The following is a 3973-nucleotide window of genomic DNA, read 5'->3' as shown; positions in this document are numbered from 1 at the left end:
TGATTACGAAACTTATATCGAATTCAATATTGAAGATGTAAAGTTAATGTTCACTGAAATGAAAGAATTCATTGAAGAAATAGATAGATTTATTTTTGAGAATGATGTTACTAATTTGAAACAATAGAATAAATTTATTAGAAAATATTTAGCCAAAAAGCAAAAAAACCTTGACGGGAAAACAGGAGAGAGAATTTTACCTACCGGTAAGGAGGTTAAATGCAAACTAAAGAAAATATCCTGAAAACAGCACTCGAATTGTTCCTCAAAAAAGGATATGAAAAAACTTCTATGAATGAAATCGCGGGAATGGTCGGAATCTCAAAGCCGGCAGTTTATCATCATTTTAAAAGTAAGGAAGAACTGGCAATAAATGTGATCGATTATTTTGAACAAAAAGTCACGGCGTGGAACAGAGAACAAACTCGAAACTTGCAGACTTTCCCGGAATTTCTCCATTTCTTTATTTCTTCGATCCCGATCTTTAGGAAGATCGAAGATGTGATTTTGGATAAAGCGACCGGTAATGAAATCTCGATGGGTTTTAATGATCTCATTTTAGCATTATCGAAGCAGAATGAAACTGTGAAAAACAAGATCAATACAATCTTTCATAAAACTCAAAATGCTTTGAAAACACGAATCGAAAATGCACAAAATTATAATTTGATCAGAAGCGATCTCGATGCAGAAACGATAGCTGTGATCATTCATTCGATCATCGAAGGAATGGGAATGATCAGTAATTTCGAGGATGAAGAACAAACAGAAATTTATCAAAATATTTATGATGAGTTGATGAAGATATTAAGTTAAAAAAATTTAATCTAATAAACTACTTACCGTTAAGTAGTGTCAGAAATTTATATCGCCTAAAACTTGTCACAAGTTCCGTTGCCTTGTAACAAGACACTGAATCTTGGGATAAGTTGACATTGATCTCGAAAGTATCAACTTAACACAAGACCTTCGGCTTGTGTTAAGTTTTGGAAAGTCGGAAATAAAGGAGGAAAGATGAAAAAATTTATGTTATTTTATGTTGCAGTGGCAATCGTAATTCTTATCAATGTCGGATGTTCGGAACTAAAAATAAAAATGTTCGAGAAATTCAAAGGTGGAAAAGGAAAAATTCTCACTAAAACAGAGGAAATTAACTTTGAAATTATTGCATCCCACATTATGACAGTCGCTGCCAATCTTGATGGAAACGAAATTCAGATAGTTTTGGATACCGGCGGATTAACGATCATCGATAAAAAAATTGCGGATAGCCTGAACTTTGAGATCGAAAAAATTCCAAATGAAGATGTAGAATTTGCACAAGTTAAGGAAACTTCGTTGGGAGGTGTTTCCGTGTATGATCTGAATGCCGTAAAAATGGATTTTAGAGAAACATTCATAGCAGAAAATTTCCAAAGTTTTGGAATGATCGGTTCTGATTTTTTCAGATTTTTCCAGACTTCATTCGATTATCAGAATCAGAAAGTATTTTTTTCCAATCCAAAAAAGATGAAAGCAAATTCAAATACAGAACACCTGTTTAAGATGAAGATCATTCTCCCTTACTTTCCTACCGTTAAAGTGGTTCTAAACAACGAATTCAAGATTAAGGGAATGATCGATACGGGTTTGAATTACGCTTTTGTTTTACCGGTCGGTTGGCTGAAAAATCTTTCCGAAGAAGAAAGAGCAAAAGCAATCAAAGCGAAAGGATTTTTTGCTAAATGGCCCTTTACGGAAGAACCGAACAACCATCTTTATTTGATGAATGAGATAAAAATTGGTGATATTGTTCTCAAAAATGAACCTGTGATTTTCGCGGAACTTCCACCTTTTCTGGAAAAGGATGTTCTTTTAATCGGAAAATATTTTCTGGATAAATATATCACAACTCTGGATTATAAACATAAACAAGTATTATTCACAGAAACTGAACCGAATAATATTTCCTTGAATTATTCTTTTGGGATGTATGTTTTCAACGCTGGAGATAAATTTAAAATCAAAGGAATCTGGGAAAATAGTCCTGCTGATAAAGCCGGGATTTTATTATCCGATAAATTGATCTCTGTTAACGATATGAAATGTGATGAAATAACGAATTTTGAGTTGTTTGAACTGATGAATGATCGAGATCACAAAACTGTAGAATTGGTGATCGAGCGGGAAGGGGAGGATGTTTCGATTGAACTTGAAAAGAACAATCTTTTCTGATGAATGATCTAAAATAGTGTTTTCCTATAAATTCCGATCAAAATAAATAATCCAACTTTTTTTGCAGTAAGTGTGATTAAATTTCTTGACACTACATCAAATATGATGTGATTTGTATTCATAATGAAAAGAGAATGGAAAATAATTTATTATGAAAGTTCTGAAAATAAATGTCCAATTATGGAATTTATTGATTCTCGCAGTAAACGAAATCAAGCAAAAATACTCGGTCTGATTTCTTTATTACAGGAATATGGTCCAAATTTACCAAGACCTTATGCCGATTTACTTTATGATGGAATTCACGAACTTCGGATTAAGTTATCTGGAGAAGATACAAGAATTTTATATTTTTTCTGTTATCGGGATTTTATTGTTCTAACTCATTCTTTTATCAAAACTACCGGAAAAATTCCAAAATCGGAAATCAAAAAAGCAAAAAAGTATCGTGATGATTTCCTACAAAGATTTAACAGGGAGATTCTAAATGAGAACTTTTAAAAACCATCTTGAAAAAAAAATAAAAGATAAAGAATTCCAAACATTATTCAAGGAAGAAAAAATACTGCTTGAAATATCTCTCAAAATAACAGATGCAAGAAAACATTCAGGACTCTCACAACAAGCACTTGCCAAAAAAGCACACATAACCCAGCAGCAACTTTCCAAAATTGAATCCGGATTAAACTGTAATATGAAAACTTTTCTAAAAGTCTGTTATGCTTTAGGAATGAAAATAGATATCGATTTCCATAGCTATCAATTTGCTAATTAGAGTCCATCCGTAAAGAAAGATTCATCTAATCGGCAAAACTATTTCGAGTAAGCAAGAATATTACAACTTTCGCAAAGTAAGTTGTTAAATCCCCATCCTCACACCAATCATAAAATTCCTCTCTGCTCCGGGAAAATAATAATTTCCAGCAGGTCCATAAACACTTCCCCAGGGATCATGATAACCGGCAGTTTCATACTTTTTATTAAAGATATTATTGACTCGAAAACTAATTTCAAGATTCCCGAATTTATTCAATTTCAGAATTGCATAAGCATTGGCAATCGTGTAAGGATCAACGATTCTTTCTTCATTTTCCGTATTATCAAGATACTGTTTTCCTATATGCTGGATTTGGGTTGTGATCGTAAACGGATCATATTTGTAACTCAATTTAGCGTTACCCAGAATATCCGGAAATCCTGCAATTTTGTTACCTGTATAATCAATCTCGATCACATTCCAATTCTCATCCCAATCGTACATCTTGAATTTCTGGAAATAATTGTCATTATAGGAAAAAGAGCCTGATAGAAAAAGATTTGCCGGCAATTTTGATTTCAAAGATAACTCGATCCCGCGATGCACTGTTTCATCCGCATTTCCACGAATTGGATTGCCGTCGTCGTCGACACCGCCGTAAGCAATAATTTCATCTTTAAAATTCATCTGGAACAGGTTTGCCTTGATATTCAGCGAACCGGTTCGATATCCGATCCCGAACTCATAATCAGTCAGTTTTTCCGGTTTGATATATGGATTGCTCCATTTTATTCTCTCAATACTTCCATCAGATGCGAAAACCGTATCGGATACTGCAAAAAGCGGAGCAACTCCCAGATCGTCAGGTCCGTCCCAGGTATCATAAAGTTCATCATCAGCAGGTTCCCGATGTGAATAAGAGACATTTGCATAGAGATTCAGATTTTCATCAATAAGGTGATTTATACCAAATCTGGGATTAACAAAAGCATAATCGACTTC

General features: G+C 33.7%; 5 protein-coding genes. 4 read left to right on the top strand and 1 reads right to left on the bottom strand.

The window, feature by feature from the left end; translation table 11 throughout:
* The first annotated feature begins 219 nt into the window (after window positions 1-219).
* The 4 genes from ENL20_08340 (at window position 220) to ENL20_08325 (ending at window position 2989) form a co-directional block, all read left to right on the top strand.
* Window positions 220-816 (top strand): TetR/AcrR family transcriptional regulator, encoded by a 597-nt coding sequence (locus ENL20_08340; GenBank protein HHE38564.1) that lies wholly within the window; start codon window positions 220-222, stop codon window positions 814-816.
* A gap of 198 nt (window positions 817-1014) precedes the next feature.
* Entirely contained in the window at window positions 1015-2214 is a 1200-nt protein-coding gene (locus ENL20_08335) for a hypothetical protein (GenBank protein ID HHE38563.1), read from the top strand.
* A 123-nt stretch (window positions 2215-2337) separates the two neighbouring features.
* Window positions 2338-2715, top strand: a complete 378-nt coding sequence (locus tag ENL20_08330) for a type II toxin-antitoxin system RelE/ParE family toxin (protein HHE38562.1) — start codon at window positions 2338-2340, stop codon at window positions 2713-2715.
* Entirely contained in the window at window positions 2702-2989 is a 288-nt protein-coding gene (locus tag ENL20_08325; protein ID HHE38561.1) for an XRE family transcriptional regulator, read from the top strand. Before ENL20_08330 ends, ENL20_08325 begins: the two co-directional genes overlap by 14 nt.
* An 84-nt stretch (window positions 2990-3073) precedes the next feature.
* Here ENL20_08325 and ENL20_08320 read toward each other — a convergent pair.
* On the bottom strand, window positions 3074-3973 hold a 900-nt coding region (locus ENL20_08320; GenBank protein ID HHE38560.1), incomplete at its 5' end, for a TonB-dependent receptor.

The sequence above is a fragment of the Candidatus Cloacimonadota bacterium genome (genome assembly GCA_011372345.1).
In the GTDB taxonomy this organism is placed as follows: domain Bacteria; phylum Cloacimonadota; class Cloacimonadia; order Cloacimonadales; family TCS61; genus DRTC01.
Note: the sequence above shows the minus strand (reverse complement) of the source record. Positions and strands in the feature narration are given on the sequence as shown.